The organism is Bacillus sp. JZ39, from assembly GCF_053903145.1.
Window position 1 is genome coordinate 2,220,283 of record NZ_CP096389.1, and the last position, 15,233, is coordinate 2,235,515.

General features: G+C 41.7%; 16 protein-coding genes and 1 riboswitch. Of the genes, 2 read left to right on the forward strand and 14 right to left on the reverse strand.

The window, feature by feature from the left end; genetic code table 11:
- Positions 1-50: 50 nt before the first annotated feature.
- From prsW to M1D65_RS11295, 10 genes are all read right to left on the reverse strand, one after another.
- Positions 51-707, reverse strand: coding sequence for a glutamic-type intramembrane protease PrsW (gene prsW, locus M1D65_RS11250; protein ID WP_003230542.1), 657 nt, complete (start codon positions 705-707; stop codon positions 51-53).
- Positions 708-826: 119 nt separating this feature from the next.
- Positions 827-1,801 carry a YpdA family putative bacillithiol disulfide reductase gene (locus tag M1D65_RS11255; protein ID WP_049141259.1) on the reverse strand — a complete coding sequence of 325 codons (975 nt, stop codon included), beginning with the start codon at positions 1,799-1,801 and terminating at the stop codon, positions 827-829.
- Positions 1,802-1,909: 108 nt separating this feature from the next.
- Positions 1,910-3,184: an NAD-specific glutamate dehydrogenase gene (gene gudB / locus M1D65_RS11260; protein WP_003230536.1), complete on the reverse strand. Its 1,275-nt coding sequence runs from the start codon at positions 3,182-3,184 to the stop codon at positions 1,910-1,912.
- 155 nt (positions 3,185-3,339) lie between these two features.
- On the reverse strand, positions 3,340-3,924 hold the full coding sequence (locus tag M1D65_RS11265; protein WP_003230533.1) for a genetic competence negative regulator: 585 nt from the start codon (positions 3,922-3,924) through the stop codon (positions 3,340-3,342).
- Between the two features lie 158 nt (positions 3,925-4,082).
- Positions 4,083-4,862, reverse strand: a complete 780-nt coding sequence (locus M1D65_RS11270) for a metallophosphoesterase (protein WP_003230532.1) — start codon at positions 4,860-4,862, stop codon at positions 4,083-4,085.
- 86 nt (positions 4,863-4,948) lie between these two features.
- Positions 4,949-5,392, reverse strand: a complete 444-nt coding sequence (locus M1D65_RS11275; protein ID WP_003230531.1) for a YpbF family protein — start codon at positions 5,390-5,392, stop codon at positions 4,949-4,951.
- 62 nt (positions 5,393-5,454) lie between these two features.
- Positions 5,455-6,201, reverse strand: coding sequence for a LysM peptidoglycan-binding domain-containing protein (locus M1D65_RS11280; RefSeq protein ID WP_124072986.1), 747 nt, complete (start codon positions 6,199-6,201; stop codon positions 5,455-5,457).
- The gene (locus tag M1D65_RS11285) at positions 6,152-6,754 is read right to left on the reverse strand and encodes a CPBP family intramembrane glutamic endopeptidase (protein WP_167553949.1); all 603 of its coding nucleotides are present in this window, start codon (positions 6,752-6,754) and stop codon (positions 6,152-6,154) included. The genes M1D65_RS11280 and M1D65_RS11285 overlap by 50 nt, the downstream gene beginning before the upstream one ends.
- Before the next feature lie 26 nt (positions 6,755-6,780).
- Entirely contained in the window at positions 6,781-8,271 is a 1,491-nt protein-coding gene (locus M1D65_RS11290) for a RecQ family ATP-dependent DNA helicase (protein WP_446014881.1), read from the reverse strand.
- The gene (locus M1D65_RS11295; protein WP_124073061.1) at positions 8,264-9,322 is read right to left on the reverse strand and encodes a helix-turn-helix domain-containing protein; all 1,059 of its coding nucleotides are present in this window, start codon (positions 9,320-9,322) and stop codon (positions 8,264-8,266) included. The genes M1D65_RS11290 and M1D65_RS11295 overlap by 8 nt, the downstream gene beginning before the upstream one ends.
- Before the next feature lie 265 nt (positions 9,323-9,587).
- On the opposite strand from M1D65_RS11295, the gene M1D65_RS11300 reads away from it, so the two are divergent.
- The gene (locus tag M1D65_RS11300; protein ID WP_003225461.1) at positions 9,588-9,836 is read left to right on the forward strand and encodes a ferredoxin; all 249 of its coding nucleotides are present in this window, start codon (positions 9,588-9,590) and stop codon (positions 9,834-9,836) included.
- Between the two features lie 39 nt (positions 9,837-9,875).
- On the opposite strand, the gene fmnP is transcribed toward M1D65_RS11300, so the two are convergent.
- Positions 9,876-10,448, reverse strand: coding sequence for a riboflavin transporter FmnP (gene fmnP / locus M1D65_RS11305; RefSeq protein WP_004399159.1), 573 nt, complete (start codon positions 10,446-10,448; stop codon positions 9,876-9,878).
- Between the two features lie 153 nt (positions 10,449-10,601).
- Positions 10,602-10,736: riboswitch (FMN riboswitch) on the reverse strand.
- A gap of 208 nt (positions 10,737-10,944) precedes the next feature.
- On the opposite strand from fmnP, the gene serA reads away from it, so the two are divergent.
- Positions 10,945-12,522 carry a phosphoglycerate dehydrogenase gene (gene serA / locus M1D65_RS11310; protein ID WP_004398713.1) on the forward strand — a complete coding sequence of 526 codons (1,578 nt, stop codon included), beginning with the start codon at positions 10,945-10,947 and terminating at the stop codon, positions 12,520-12,522.
- 41 nt (positions 12,523-12,563) lie between these two features.
- Here serA and aroD read toward each other — a convergent pair whose 3' ends face one another.
- From aroD to sigX, 3 genes are all read right to left on the reverse strand, one after another.
- A complete protein-coding gene (gene aroD, locus M1D65_RS11315; RefSeq protein ID WP_064671060.1) occupies positions 12,564-13,331 on the reverse strand; it encodes a type I 3-dehydroquinate dehydratase in 768 nt (255 codons plus the stop codon).
- Between the two features lie 112 nt (positions 13,332-13,443).
- Positions 13,444-14,547, reverse strand: a complete 1,104-nt coding sequence (gene rsiX / locus M1D65_RS11320) for an anti-sigma-X factor RsiX (protein ID WP_124072983.1) — start codon at positions 14,545-14,547, stop codon at positions 13,444-13,446.
- Positions 14,483-15,067 carry an RNA polymerase sigma factor SigX gene (gene sigX / locus M1D65_RS11325; RefSeq protein ID WP_003230521.1) on the reverse strand — a complete coding sequence of 195 codons (585 nt, stop codon included), beginning with the start codon at positions 15,065-15,067 and terminating at the stop codon, positions 14,483-14,485. The genes rsiX and sigX overlap by 65 nt, the downstream gene beginning before the upstream one ends.
- Positions 15,068-15,233 lie beyond the last annotated feature (166 nt).

Here is a 15,233-nt window from a genome sequence, read left to right on the forward strand (position 1 = left end):
CAGAACATAAAAACTGCACACAAAAAAGCCGCACGGTTGCTGTGCGGCTTCTATACTTGCATCATATTAACGGAACGGGCTTTTTTCGCTTTACGCAAACCAAACCACCATAAAAACACCATAAATGGAAGCATATAATAAATCCAATTGCTAAGCGCTGTTAGGATAAAATCATATGATCCATGCAAAAGGGATGGGACAACTAAAGAAAGAGTAAGCCACTTTACACGCGCCTTATCAGCGGAAAAACGGGCTTTTCCAAGGTAAAATCCCATTATAACGCCAATCAAGGCATGGCATGAAACAGGCAGCAGCGCCCTGACAAACGCATGCTCCACGCCGTGGCCAATTAAATAAAGAATATTTTCGAGGGTTGCAAAACCGAGTGATACACTTGCACCGTACACAATCCCGTCATAATGCTCATCAAAGTGGGCGTGCGGGTAAACACTGATCATCAGTATAAACCATTTTAATGATTCCTCCAAAAACCCCGAAGATAAAAAAGAAACGAAAAAGCTTCCGCCTCCTACATTCTCTTTTTCAAGTACATACTGGATAAACATGATGGGAAATACAAGAACAACCCCGAGAAAAAACGACCGTAGCACCATATGTACAGGTTCATTATCATACTGATCTTTTAAATAAAAATAACTTAATAACGCGATGCCGGGGGCAATTCCTGCAGAGATGATTGCAAACATCAGGCAACCTCTTTCCTTTATATTCCTACGTCTATCCTACCATGTTGTTTAAAATTTTACATCTGTCTGCACTTAAAAAAACAAAAAGAGCATACGAATGCATCATATGCTCCTCATCTTTAATGGTTTTCTCTTTTGGCGATTTCCGCTGCGATATGCCCCCCGTGAAACCTGCCGTTTTCAATAAATATTTCATTTGCATTATTTCCCGCAGCAATAACACCGGCAATAAAGACACCTTCAACGTTCGTTTCCATCGTTTCTTCGTTGAAATATGGACGCCCTGTTTCTTTATCAATTTCAACACCAATTTTTTCAAGAAATTGATGATCAGGATGATAGCCTGTCATGGCAAATACAAAATCATTTTTAATGGTAATGAGTTCTTTCTCTCCGGAGCGAAACACAACTTCATCCTCGGTGATTTTTTCGACACAAGCGCCAAATTCCATACGGATTGTACCGTTTCTGACGAGGGCTTCAAATTCCGGCAGAATCCACGGCTTAATGCTTGGAGAATACTCATTGCCCCTATATAAAACTGTGACACGCGCTCCAGATTTCACGAGTTCAAGGGCAGCGTCCACGCTTGAATTTTTCCCGCCGATAACAACAACATCTTTATCAAAATACGGGTGGCCTTCTTTAAAATAATGAAATACTTTCGGCAAATCCTCACCGGGTACATTCATATAGTTTGGATGATCATAATAGCCTGTGGCGATGATACAATATGGCGTCGTGTAGGTCTCTTTTGACGTCTCAATAACAAATGTGTTATTTTCCGTTTTCGTCACTTTATGCACCATTTCAAATGCGTTAACACGGATGTTTTTCCGTTTGACGACTTCCCGGTAATACGATAAAGCCTGAATTCTGACAGGCTTCCTGTTTTCCGTAATAAATGCCACATCTCCGATTTCGAGCTTTTCACTTGAGCTGAAAAAGGTTTGATGCGTCGGATAATTGTAAATACTGTTAACGACATTGCCTTTTTCGATGACGAGGGCATCAATGCCAATTTGTTTTAGGTGAATGGCAGCAGATAGTCCGCAAGGCCCTCCGCCTATAATAATTGCTTTTTCTTGAATCATTTCTGTCAACTCCTGCGATTGGCATTCCACTTCATATTTTCTATTTCCGAATAAAAAAATCTCCTATTTTATCATAGGAGATTTTTTATTTTTATGCAAATCATCAACTTATATCCAGCCTCTAAAACGCGAAGCTTCAGCCATTTTGCGAACGCCGACCATATATGCAGCGAGCCTCATGTCAATTCTTCGGTTGTTAGCCATTTCATAAATATTGTTAAATGATTTGACCATCATTTTTTCTAATTTTTCTTCTACCTCTTCTTCACTCCAGTAGAAGCCTTGGTTATTCTGAACCCATTCAAAATAAGAAACTGTTACGCCACCGGCACTTGCCAGCACGTCTGGTACAAGCAGAATGTCCCGGTCTGAAAGAATTTTTGTTCCTTCAAGCGTTGTTGGTCCGTTCGCTGCTTCAACGACAATTTTAGCCCGGATATTATGGGCATTTTCTTCTGTAATTTGATTTTCAATCGCAGCAGGAACGAGAATATCACAATCCAGCTCCAGCAGCTCTTGGTTGGTAATGGTATCGTTGAAAAGCTTTGTTACGGTACCGAAGCTGTCGCGTCGGTCGAGTAAATAATCGATATCAAGGCCTTCCGGATCATAAAGTCCGCCATACGCATCTGAGATGCCGACAACTTTTGCCCCCGCATCATGCATAAATTTTGCCAAATAGCTTCCCGCGTTTCCGAAGCCTTGGACAACGACACGCGCACCTTTAATATCGATGCCTCTCTTCTTAGCCGCTTCTTTAATACAGATGGTAACACCTTTTGCTGTCGCAGATTCTCTCCCGTGAGATCCGCCAAGCACAAGCGGTTTGCCTGTAATAAATCCAGGCGAATTAAATTCATCAATTCTTGAATACTCATCCATCATCCAAGCCATGATTTGTGAGTTTGTAAATACATCCGGTGCCGGCACGTCTTTTGTCGGGCCGACAATTTGGCTGATCGCTCTGACATACCCTCTGCTCAGACGCTCCAGCTCTCTAAACGACATATCCCTTGGATCACAAACAATTCCGCCTTTACCACCGCCATATGGAAGATCAATTATGCCGCATTTTAAACTCATCCAAATTGAAAGCGCCTTCACCTCTTTTTCTGTTACGTTCGGGTGAAAACGTATCCCGCCTTTCGTTGGACCGACAGAGTCATTGTGCTGCGCACGATATCCTGTGAAAATCTTTACTGAACCGTCGTCCATACGAACAGGTATTTTTACCGTTAATAATCTCATCGGCTCTTTTAACAATTCGTATACCTCTTCGGGATATCCCAATTTTTCCAGAGCCTTATGTATTACGGTTTGGGTTGATTTTAATACATCAAGTTTGTCCTCTTCTGTATGACCGGTGTTTCGATCGGCTGCCATTTGAGTTAACCTCCTAGAATCTTCTGTTTCTCACATGCTCCCTTTCAGAGAATAGTATACACCTTCATATGATCTGTGCATAGAATAAACGTTATGTTTTTCCATGTTTTTTAACGAAAAAAAACTGCTGAAATCAGCAGTTTTCCGTTGCATTCTTATGAAAAATGAGTTTGTATCGTTTCTACGGCATTACCGTCCATAATGAGCTTACCATACTCTTGCAGGCGATAAATCGTTAAAGTTGTCGGATTGCCGTATTCAGCCAGAACCGCCACAACCCCTTCAGCCGTATGTGACCCTAGATCTTCAAGGCTTAAAAAGTACTGCCCGTCATAGTGGTAGACAGTTCCCCCTGTGATACCGATTCGCTGTAAGCTTTCTGAAAGCTGAATGATATCTTCAAAGGAATGGAATTGATATATGATGTCCGCGCTTTCATCAAGCTTGACTTGCATTTCGATGTAATCATCATCATACTCATCGTCTTCTGAATCGGCGTCTTGGTTCTTTGTTACAATCACGACCATCCCTTGTGCTTGGAGAGAATACACTTCCACTGCAATCGGTCCATTCGCTTCAAAGCCGAGCTCTGTATTTGCTTCATTCATCATATCTTTAAATAACTGGTGGACTTTAAATGAGTCCTTCCAGAGGTCTTCTTTTGTCAATCCCCGGTCTGTCAAATCATCGAGGGTTAAAAAGATTTTGATCTTATTATAATTCAGACGCTCAAGCCGCATAACGTTCCCTCCTGCCTCTACTTGCACACAAATCATATAACACATTATATGAGATGATGAGTCATAGGTTCTTAATTGTTATCAGTTTACACTGAGTTCACTAGTAAGACAAGCACAATGCAGTTTTTATTGCCATATTGATTTTTGCTTTTTAGAAGTTATTCTGGCCCGCAAAGAGTCACAATGTGTGTTTCAGGCTCAGCACCTAAACGAAGAGGCACTTTTGTCGTGCCGTAGCCGTTGCTGATCAGATATGCCGCGTTTTTAACAATACCTGTTTTCCCCAGTTCATAAGGGCCAAATTTTCCAAACCTGATCTGGCCTCCATGGGTATGTCCGCTGAGTATCACATCAATACCGTCATCTTCATTGATTTGTTCATGAATCTCCGGATTATGACAAACCAGAATATTCAGCTGGCTTTCATCAAGTTCTTTGATGGCTTCCTCATAATGATCCATCTCCATCCTGATATCATCAACCCCCGCAATCGCAATCGTATGCCCATTGTATGAAAACGGGACTGACTCATTTCTCAGAGTGATGACGCCGTGCGCTTTAAATATGGAATACAGCTTATGCTGCCTGACTTCATAATCATTATTCCCCCACACAAACACGATAGGGACCCCGAAATGTACAAGCCTTTTGATGTTTTCCTCGATTCTCGCACTGGGCACCCCGCCCTCAGCTAAATCACCGCCGATTATAACCAAGTGAGGGGCATGGCTTCGCGCTTTTTCTAAAAGGTCTTGATCAATGAGACGTTTGTGAATGTCTGAAATAAAAAAGATTGTCAGAGGCGGCTTGCCCTTCATCTTTGATAAAGGAAACGTATGTGTCTTCAAATGATTGCCTTTTGCTGTTGCATACATTTTTGCCGTCATTGCCGCTGCCGCAACAGTTAGTACACCGGCAATTTTCACTGATAGCTTCATAAAAAACTCTCCATTCTTTTTAGAACTTATCAATAAGACGGACAATAAAAAAAAGACGTTTCTATCGTTTGAGAAAACGCCCCATTTTATTTACTTTCAAAATATAGATTAATGTCATATTTGTGCTTCATCATATGAAAAACAGACTCTCTCGCCTTCCATTTATCGGGCTGCGGCCAGAGATCAGTACTTTTCTGAATAATTTCACATCTCAGTTTATGGAAATCAGTCTCGGATTTTTCTTCCTTTTTCTTGAAATAATATGAAGTGCAGTAGGCAAAAGCGGTTGCCAGCATCCAAAATAAATAAAAGGTATGGCTAAGTATTTCTTGAAGTATAAGCTGAGGCTCCGGGCTTTTGATCATGATCATAACACATAATAAGCCTAGGCAGATAAGTGAAGCCCATCGCCATCTGCGGCATTGTGCTGCATAATTTTCGAATTTTTGTTTTCGTTTTACCAGCGCTTGGAGCATCTGTTTGGTCGGCGCGTCTGTAAACTGATCCAGCTGATTCCATAAGGATTCCATACGCTTCACACCTTGTCCATTTTCATTGCTATAATATATGAACGTAAAATAAAAATAATACCCTATTCATCCATTAAGGGGATGTCCAAAACTTGTCCGGTGTAAACATCATTTCCATTCAGATGATTATACGCTCGAATTTTTTCTTCTCCTGTCCGGCTTTTATAATACTTCATGGAAATACGGTATAGCGTTTCTTTCTTTTGGACGGTGTGCTTGACAACGCGATTCGGCACATTTTGAACTGGCTCAGCCGGCTGCTGTTGCTGCTGTTGCTGTTCTTGCTGTTGTACTGTTGATTGGGAAGAGGAAGCAGCCGCGGCGGTTGCTTCCTCCTTATTTGCCGAGTCTTCTTTTTCCGCTACAGCAGTCTGTTTCTTATCATCAGCGGTTTTTGCCGGCTCTTTTGGCTTGGAATCTTCAGGCTCTTTTTTTGACTCCTTCTGCAGTGCGGTCTCTTTAGTGTCTGCGGTATCGTTTTTATCCTCTGATTTCGGGACAACCTCATATTTGCTTTGGCTGCTGTCAATAAAAACATCTTCATAATCGTCATGATTATCCGGGTGGCTCTTTAGATAAAATAAGGTGACTAAAACGATAACCGGCACAAATACAAATATTACTGCGAGTACTGTGAATAATGGCGTTTTTGTTTTGCCTTGCTTTTTTTTCTGTTCTCTTTGATTTTTTACAGATTGTCTTGTCGGAAGGTTTTCTCCATCATCGACATAATCGTCCGCCAATGCGGCGTTTTGATCTTCATAAAGATTCTGGGCTTTTCTTCTCTCTACTCTTGACATGTTCGTCATGTTTATCCCTCCTCACATGTTCAAAACGAATCTGACAGGCAAACACGGCATCAATGATAAAATGCGCCGTCATCGGAACAAATAAGTTGCCGGTCCATTCATACATCAGACCGAGCAAAAAGCTGATTGCTGTCACCATAATAAATAACAGCCATTTTGACAAATACCGAAAGTGCAGAGCGGCAAATATAAGACTGGCCGCCCATAAACCGATATGAGTCTGCAGCACTCCTCTGAATAACATTTCTTCCGCGAAAGCAATCAGAAGCGTTAAAAATATAATATGAGGGATTGACCTCTTACTGAATATTTTTTTATTGATTCCGCCGTCATCATATAAATGAGACGGAAACCATTTCATTACTGCCACATCGGCTAAAATAACAATAACAGCTATAGAAACACCATACCAGATGATTCGCATATCGCGAATGTCCCAGAGCTTTAATACGTCCCGTACATCCTCAAAAAAGAACAGTCCTGCTGCAGCAGCGGCAAAGATGATGAGTAGCTGCGTCAAATATAACTGCTTCAGCATATCACGGTCAGACATATGCTGAATATAATCTTTTTGCTGTTTCAGTTCAGCTCACCTACAGTCTGCAAGTTGAATATCCGGTGCAATTCCGAACTCCAGCTGTCTAATGGCGCCATTTTTCTCCGTTCCCCTTTTTGTTCATACAAGGATAAATCAAAACCGCAATATGAACAGCACGGGAGGTTTCCGTCATCAGGCTCGTATGATTCATCAAAGTAGGTTAACAGTGCCTGCCTTAAACAGCCGTCACGCTGAAGCAAAAATGATACACGGTGCATTTTTTCCAGCTTCAGCTCCATGCGATATGAAATTTCTTTCTTCATCAGTTCAACTGATGTTTTTCCCTGCATAAAGAGATGAATCATCATACGGGCCTGTGTCTCTCCGACGCCATACTGAAGTAATACGTCACGAAGCCTTCTCTCATCCCGCTCCTCCGTCTTCTCTAGCACACGGATCACGTCGGCGATTTCTTCAGCTGTGACACTCTCCATCTGGATAATCTGTTCCTGCAATTCAAAATCCCCTGGCGCCCGCAGCAAAATGCTGACACTCGGCTTTCCGTCGCGGCCCGCTCTTCCGATTTCCTGCATAAAAGCTTCTGCCGTCTGCGGGAGGTGAAAATGAATTACATATCTGATATCAGGTTTATCGACACCCATTCCAAACGCATTCGTACAACATATCACATCAAGCTGGTTATGAATAAACTGCTGCTGAATTAAAATCCTGTCCCCTGACTCCAAACCGCCATGGTAAAAGTCGGCTCTGCTGCTCGTTTTGCTTTTAATTTCACCCGCTAATTCCTCAGCCCATTTCCGTGTCGGACAATAAACAATTCCCGGGCCTTGCAGGTTTTCAACCAGCTGAATGACCCTATCTATTTTTTCGGCAGTATCCGCCGCATTTTCAACCCTCAGTGCGATGTTTGGGCGGTTGACTGAGTTGAGATGCCGTACAGCATGCTGCAGCTCGAGCAGGTTCATGACATCTTGCAGCGTTTCCTTTGTAGCCGTGGCGGTCAATGCCAGAACGGGCGGGTGTCCAAGTTTTTTTCTCAGCTGTCCGAGCTTTGAATAATCAGGCCTGAAGTCGTGTCCCCATTCAGAAATACAATGCGCTTCGTCAATAACAAATAGGCTGATCGGGACGCTTTTCAATTTTTCCAATACATATGGAGACTGTAAAGCTTCAGGAGACAAGTACAAAAATTTATATCGATGAATATGTTCTAAAACAAATTGTCTTTCCTGCCTGTTAAGCATGCTGTTCAAAGCTGCAGCACGCTTTTCCCCCCGGGCTTTGAGCTGCTGCACCTGATCCTCCATTAAAGAAAGCAGTGGAGAAACGATTAATACCATGCCGTCAAGCATATAACCAGGCAGCTGGTAGCAAAGCGATTTCCCTCCCCCAGTCGGGAGCATTGCAATGGTATCCTTCCCGCTGAGTATGCTTTCAATAATGTCCTGCTGCCCTTTTTTAAAGGAAGTAAAACCAAAAAACTGATATAACGTTTGCTGTAATTTAGTCATATTGCTGCACCTGCTTTGTCAATGCCAGTCTGATTTGAAAGTAGCTGAACCGCTGTTCCAGCCCGTCGCGAATTTGTTTGATTTTATTCGTCCGCATCCGTTTGGCAAACTCTGCGATTTGGAGCTGGTCTTCTGCTGATACATAGTCATTAATCATAAACGTAGGCTCATGGAGAGAAATCTCGACAATGTGGTCTTCAATCGTCGCTGTTTTCAGCTTTCTGATTTCAGCAATTCGATGTATCGGAAACCCTTGTTTGACCATCTGCCATGTTTTCCTCGTCGACTCTGTCAGGGCATTATCTAAGTGCACATCAGAAAGGAGATCCTTTAACAAAGCATCTTCACACTCCGGAAGAGAATGAATAAAATAATGTACCGAAGCCCAAAACATGATATAGACATACCATTCGTCTTCTTTCAGCGTATCAGCAAGCTGCCTGCTCGTATAACCGATCCGATGGTGCGAGGTTAAGGAGTAGACAAAAATTTGCGCTGCTTTGTTTTCAATCTTTTTCAAATGTGCCTCAAGCATGGCAAAAAGGCTTTTTGCCATCTCTATATGATCCGTATGCCGGGACAGGTATTTCTTTACCCAGTGAAGTGTCTTATGATCCTTTGTGACAGGGATATACTGCCTGCTCCCTTGCTGTTTATGGGATAAGACCTGCACAAGCAGCGAAAGCCTTTTCCAAAGCACGCCGGCAGCCTGCTGATAATGAGCACCGTGACAATAAACGGGCCACGGCCGCTCGCTAATGGAATGTCTCAAAACTGCTGCGCCGCTGGCTGTCACTTTGTATGTATCTGTTTCAGACATTGGCGCGAGATATGAATGCTTTTCAAGCTTGTCAAGCGACGCAGAAATATCGCTTCTCGAACATTTTGCCGCCATTCCAAAGTATTTTGCAGTCTGAAATAAGCCGGCATCTTGAATGGTTTGTGACGATCTCTTGCCTTTGAATAGGTGAAAAACAGCGCTTCCCGACCGTTCCCCGTTTATTTTGCAAAGACAATCGAGAACCATAATATCGAAGTAATTTAATGACAACCTATCCACCTACATTCTTCCTGACAAAAATCGTTGATTTGCTCTTTTTATTTTAACAGATTTCAAACAGAAATCGACGTTTAAAGTCATCATTAAGGGGGATGTTATGTAGATAACCCCTTATGTGATAAGCATTCTCAATCATTTTTCTGTTGAAATGTAGCAGCAACATCATTACAATAAGTAAGAGGAATAGGTGTTAAATTGATTAAATATAAAGATTGATCCATTTGTTCCACCAAGAACAATCTGGGAGGTTTTATTCATGGCAAAGTACACAATCGTAGACAAAGATACATGTATTGCATGCGGCGCTTGCGGAGCTGCTGCACCAGACATTTACGATTACGATGATGAAGGCATCGCGTTCGTAACGCTTGATGAAAACAAAGGTGTTGTCGAAGTTCCTGAGGTACTGGAAGAAGATATGATTGACGCATTTGAAGGATGCCCTACTGATTCCATCAAAGTGGCGGATGAGCCATTTGAAGGCGACCCGCTTAAATTTGAATAGAAGTAACTAAAAAAAGCTCCCGAACGGGAGCTTTTTTATTTAATGGATATGTGCACTTCGCTGCTGCTCAATCCATGGCTTAAGCTTGATAAAAATTAGTGAGAATACAACCGTAATTACAATACCTTTTATCATGTTAAACGGCAGGATACCTGCGACGACAGCTGTTTTTAGCGCGCTGTCGGATAATGCCGGTGAATGTAAAAACCACGTGTATGCCGGAAGAATCAGAACATAATTTAAAATACTCATTAAAATGGTCATCGCTGCAGTTCCCAAAAGCAGGCTGACAGCCAAGCCCTTTGCTGAGTTGAGTTTTTTAAATAAGAAAGCAGTCGGTAATATAAAGAGTGTTCCTGCAATAAAATTCGCAACTTGCCCTACAGGAACTCCGGCCATGCTTCCCTGAATGATATACTGAAGAACATTTTTTATCGCTTCTACGGCAATACCCGCCAAAGGTCCGTAAATCAGAATGGCAATAATAGCGGGAACGTCGCTAAAATCGATTTTTAAATAATCCGGAAGACCCGGAAACGGGAAATTTAACAGCATCAAAACAAATGCAATGCTGCTCAGCATGCTGACCACAACTAATTTTTTTACTTTCACTTCATTCTCTCCTTTTCGATCACATCTTACTCGAAAACGGAAAGGTTCTTTTCCAGCCAATAAAAAAACCGCTTCATATATAAAAGCGGGGTTTCGAAAATTAGGCTAGGCAAAGAAACGTTTGAAAAATTCAATTTCAAAACGCTTATGAACCTCCATCTTCTCCCATCCAGACTGTACTGTCGGCTCCGGAATCTCACCGAATCCTGCTGTAAAGACAGCTCGCGGGCTTAGAGCCATTGGCTCATCACCGCCGGTAGGGAATTTCACCCTGCCCCGAAGATTGATCATATGAAATTTAATTACATTATAAACGATAACTGGTTGGCTGTATAGAGAATTGCTTCAAATTATATATATTACCTGCAAGCTGTCAAATCATTGATTTATTAGGCTTTACTTTTATCCTTTACTGCGTCAATACACGTTGACACTCTTTTGAGAATATGTTAAATTATCAGATATTTAGTTTGTCAATTTAGGAGGAAATCTAACGATGTTTCGAGTATTGGTCTCAGACAAAATGAGCAACGACGGTTTACAGCCACTTATTGAATCAGACTTTATTGAAATCGTTCAAAAAAACGTAGCAGATGCAGAAGATGAATTACATACTTTTGATGCTCTTTTGGTGCGAAGTGCGACAAAAGTAACAGAAGACCTTTTCAACAAAATGACTTCTTTAAAAATTGTCGGAAGAGCCGGTGTCGGTGTCGATAATATCGATATTGATGAGGCTACGAAACACGGGGTAATCGTGATCAATGCTCCGAACGGCAACACCATTTCGACAGCTGAGCATACATTTGCAATGATCTCTTCTTTAATGAGACACATTCCGCAGGCTAATATCTCAGTGAAATCCAGAGAGTGGAACCGCACAGCTTATGTGGGTTCAGAGCTCTATGGAAAAACGCTTGGTATTGTAGGATTAGGCCGAATCGGAAGTGAAATTGCACAGCGTGCGAGAGCGTTCGGTATGACAGTGCACGTTTTTGATCCTTTCTTAACGGAAGAAAGAGCGAAAAAAATCGGCGTAAACAGCCGTACATTTGAAGAAGTGCTTGAAAGTGCGGATATCATTACCGTTCACACGCCTTTAACAAAAGAAACAAAAGGCTTATTGAATAAAGAAACGATTGCAAAAACGAAAAAAGGCGTTCGCTTAATTAACTGTGCGCGAGGCGGAATTATCGATGAAGCAGCACTTCTCGAAGCTTTGGAAAACGGGCATGTTGCGGGAGCGGCTCTTGACGTTTTCGAAGTTGAACCGCCAGTTGACAACAAACTTGTTGATCATCCATTAGTCATTGCCACTCCTCACTTAGGAGCATCAACGAAAGAAGCACAGCTCAATGTCGCCGCCCAAGTGTCAGAAGAAGTTCTGCAGTTCGCAAAAGGCCTGCCTGTCATGTCAGCTATCAACCTGCCTGCCATGACAAAAGATGAATTTGCTAAAATTAAGCCCTACCATCAAATTGCAGGAAAAATTGGCAGCCTTGTATCACAGTGCATGAAAGAACCAGTACAGGATGTTGCCATTCAATATGAAGGCACAATTGCTAAACTTGAAACATCGTTCATTACAAAAGCCCTTCTGTCAGGCTTTTTAAAACCGCGCGTTGACTCTACTGTTAACGAGGTCAATGCCGGGGGTGTCGCAAAAGAACGCGGCATCAGCTTCAGTGAAAAAATTTCCTCTTCTGAATCTGGATACGATAACTGCATCAGCGTAAAAGTGACAGGAGACCGCAGCACCTTTACTGTAACGGCTACGTATATTCCTCATTTCGGAGAACGAATTGTCGAGATCAATGGATTTAATATTGATTTTTATCCGACAGGTCACTTGGTGTATATCCAGCATCAAGATACAACAGGTGTCATCGGCCGAGTAGGACGTATTCTCGGAGATAATGATATTAACATTGCAACTATGCAGGTTGGCCGTAAGGAAAAAGGCGGAGAAGCCATCATGATGCTTTCCTTTGACAGACATCTGGAAGATAAAATTGTGAAAGAACTAACAAATGTCCCTGATATTGTGTCTGTGAAGCTCATTGATCTGCCATAATAAAAAAACTCAAGCTATATAGCTTGAGTTTTTTTATTGTTCTATCCTCGTGTGTTTTTATGCAAAATAGCTAAGACACTCCTTAACTCAGAAACAGGTATTTGACCTGGTGCGGACGCCTCTTCTCCAGCTCCAAAAGTACAAGCCGATCCAAAAACCTCACCGCTCAGCCTGCTGATGAGCCCTGTTGCAGCCATTGACATTGTAATAATGGGGCGGTCTGCATATTTTGTTTTCATTGTATACGTCGCATCAAGCAGCGTTAGGAGATCTCCAGTATCATTCGGCATAACAGCCATTTTGGGAATATGTGCCCCTAAATCCTGCATTTTCCGAAGTCTTGAAAGAATCTCATCTTTCGAAGGCGTTTTTTCAAAGTCGTGATTTGACATCACCACATAGACGTTGTTTTCTTCCGCCATCGATACTAACGCTTTTACATTTGCATCTCCTGAAAATAATTCGATGTCTATCAGATCGATGTCTTTTGTTTGGATTGCCGATTCCAGCAAAGCAAGATAGGAGCTTTCGTCCATCTCCATGCTCCCGCCCTCTTTGTGGGTTCTGAATGTAAATAGAAATAGCTTGTCTTCTAAAGATTTACGAAGCTTAGACATGAGCTTTGTGACCGCTTCTCTGTCATTAGCTTTTTCAAATACGTCGACTCTCCATTCAACAATGTCCGGATTCAGTAATTTTACTGCCTCTGCTTCATTCAGAATTTGTTTTTCCGTCTTTCCCATCAGCGGAACGATGATTTTCGGCATTCCTTCCCCGATAGAAACTCCTTTAATTGTTAACACGTTCACTCATCTCAAATCCTTTCAATCGTTACCTTGTTTTATTATACACGCACAACTTTTTTTTGAAAATTTCTATTATATGAATAGCAACTAAAAAAAGAGCCTCAAAGGGCCCAATTTAGTTTAAGAAAATCGGATTTGGAGCGGCCGGTACCGGAATTGCATCTGATACGTCATATTTGCCGATTTTGTTTGTTCTGGTTTCGGTAAAGGTCACTTCTGTGAAGCCAAACTCTTTTGCGGTTAAAAGAAGTCCCTCAATCATTAAAATACTGGCAATAGAATCCTCAACTTCTGAGTCCTTTGAGAAACGGATATATAAGTGCTTCTGTTTCTTCGTTACAGATTGGACAGTACCCGCTTGAATAAGCGGTGTTGTATCTTTTTGACTGCTCGATTCCATTTCATTAATCGCTTCTTTTACCGTATCAAATGTTTTTTCTGACGGAATGAGAAAGTTCCCTTGTTTATTTTTGTACAAGTAGTAAGCTCTTTTTGACTGTTTTGGAATCGAAATTTCCGTAAAAGTGCCATATGAGCCAATCCGAACCCCAGTCTCATTTTGATCCGATAAAAATTTGACTTTTTCATAAGGACTCCATTTTAAGGATTCTTTAAGCAATTTTTTTAACAGTGTATCATCTTTTACAGAAAATGCCGTAGCTGGCTGATGGACTCGTATACTTAATTCCTTCTGCTTTGGTTTTTCTTTTATTTCTACTTCATCTATGAAGGATGGAATTGTAATGGCATGATCAAGGATGCCCAATTCACTACTTTCAAACAGCATATCCTGGATCGTTTGGTCTGCATTTGTTTTTTGGATGCTGACGGGTATGATTGCGGATGTATCGGCATCAGCAACCGCTACAGTTATGTAATTGTTCTGTTCCTTTTCAGGAACGACAAACGATGTCTGATCCAGGGATGATGCAGCTTTTGGGCTGTCTTCTGGCTCAGTTTTCGTTACTGCGTTCTCTTGGGACGCTTCTTTTTGTTGAGGCTGTGCCTGATCAAAGAAATGAGGAGAAATAATGAAGGCGATATAAACCGCAATTGCAGCGGCGCACGCGGGGCCAATCCACCTGACAGCGGGCTTATTTTTACGCTTTGCCATCGTCAGCCGCTTGTAAATATCCTGAGGCGAACGATGGTCTTTAACTGCCGGAAGTTGACTTAACAACTCCTTTATCTGTTCTTCGTTCCATTCTGACTTCATCATCCATTAGCTCCTCCCTCAAAAGCTCCATATGTTTCCGAAGTACTTTGAGCCCTCTGTGTTGGGTCGTTTTTACTTTGCTTTCCGAGAAGCGCAGAGCCTTGGCTGTTTCCTGTATTGAATATCCCTGAATAAACCGCAAGATAATCACAGCTCTTTGATCGATTGTACATTGATCAAGCGCAGCATAAATTTCCCGGACATTTTCATGTTGAACCGCAAGTTCGTCCGGCAGCAATTGCTGATCCCTGACATCCTGTGTATCCCAGTCAAATGTACCGAGTATACGCTGTCTGATTGTTTGCTGTTTACGGAACCAGTCTATCGCAACATGGCGTGCGATAGACAAAAGCCATGTTTTTTCACTGCTTCTTCCTTCAAACGTATGATAAGAATTTAATACCCGGATATAAACCTCTTGAAGAAGGTCTTCTGTCTGGTTTTTATCCTTTACCATATAAAATAAAAATTGGTACAAATCTTGATGATATGTATCATATAATAATTGAAAGGTTTCTTCCATTTGAAACCCCTCCGTTCACTTTTTTGTCGTATGAATAGCTTGAAAAGTTACATTACAACTATATTACGAGTAACTGGAATTTGGAAGGGAATTTATATTAACATATCCTTAAATTTTATTAATGTTGGCTATTAAAAAAACACCCGCTCAGTCAGCGGGTGTTTCT

Bases quoted from the DNA above. Each gene is read 5' to 3' on its own strand.
- M1D65_RS11280 (WP_124072986.1), bottom strand. From the start codon at position 6,201: ATGACGAACATGTCAAGAGTAGAGAGAAGAAAAGCCCAGAATCTTTAT.
- M1D65_RS11300 (WP_003225461.1), top strand. From the start codon at position 9,588: ATGGCAAAGTACACAATCGTAGACAAAGATACATGTATTGCATGCGGC.
- M1D65_RS11255 (WP_049141259.1), bottom strand. From the start codon at position 1,801: ATGATTCAAGAAAAAGCAATTATTATAGGCGGAGGGCCTTGCGGACTA.
- M1D65_RS11275 (WP_003230531.1), bottom strand. From the start codon at position 5,392: ATGGAATCCTTATGGAATCAGCTGGATCAGTTTACAGACGCGCCGACC.
- rsiX (WP_124072983.1), bottom strand. From the start codon at position 14,547: ATGATGAAGTCAGAATGGAACGAAGAACAGATAAAGGAGTTGTTAAGT.
- M1D65_RS11285 (WP_167553949.1), bottom strand. From the start codon at position 6,754: ATGTCTGACCGTGATATGCTGAAGCAGTTATATTTGACGCAGCTACTC.
- M1D65_RS11290 (WP_446014881.1), bottom strand. From the start codon at position 8,271: ATGACTAAATTACAGCAAACGTTATATCAGTTTTTTGGTTTTACTTCC.
- serA (WP_004398713.1), top strand. From the start codon at position 10,945: ATGTTTCGAGTATTGGTCTCAGACAAAATGAGCAACGACGGTTTACAG.
- sigX (WP_003230521.1), bottom strand. From the start codon at position 15,067: ATGGAAGAAACCTTTCAATTATTATATGATACATATCATCAAGATTTG.
- M1D65_RS11270 (WP_003230532.1), bottom strand. From the start codon at position 4,862: ATGAAGCTATCAGTGAAAATTGCCGGTGTACTAACTGTTGCGGCAGCG.
- gudB (WP_003230536.1), bottom strand. From the start codon at position 3,184: ATGGCAGCCGATCGAAACACCGGTCATACAGAAGAGGACAAACTTGAT.
- prsW (WP_003230542.1), bottom strand. From the start codon at position 707: ATGTTTGCAATCATCTCTGCAGGAATTGCCCCCGGCATCGCGTTATTA.
- M1D65_RS11265 (WP_003230533.1), bottom strand. From the start codon at position 3,924: ATGCGGCTTGAGCGTCTGAATTATAATAAGATCAAAATCTTTTTAACC.